The sequence below is a fragment of the Vogesella perlucida genome, assembly GCF_979366545.1.
The window spans coordinates 1-293 of record NZ_CEETRO010000064.1 but is presented as its reverse complement, the minus strand read 5'-3'; the positions used below and the strand labels follow the sequence as shown (position 1 = coordinate 293).

The following is a 293-nucleotide window of genomic DNA, read 5'->3' as shown; positions in this document are numbered from 1 at the left end:
CGTTCGAGACCAGGACGTTGATAGGTCGGGTGTGGAAGCGCTGTGAGGCGTTAAGCTAACCGATACTAATTGCTCGTGAGGCTTGATCCTATCATTTGAGTTGCTTTGTTGATGATGAAGCGCTGGTTGATACAAAAATTCTACTGTCTGAGGTAAGACCTCAGATTGGCTTCTTCGAGTTTGTGACAGTTTATGTCTGGTGGCCATAGCGAGGTGGTCCCACGCCTTCCCATTCCGAACAGGACCGTGAAACGCCTCAGCGCCGATGATAGTGCAGATACCTGTGTGAAAGT

The 293-nt window shown here is 49.5% G+C and carries 2 rRNA genes; both read left to right on the top strand.

Annotation, left to right across the window (positions count from 1 at the left end):
* Positions 1-90: ribosomal RNA gene (locus tag ACZ9XP_RS17935) — 23S ribosomal RNA — on the top strand; the annotation flags it as partial.
* Positions 91-195: 105 nt separating this feature from the next.
* A 5S ribosomal RNA gene (gene rrf, locus ACZ9XP_RS17930) occupies positions 196-293 on the top strand; the annotation flags it as partial.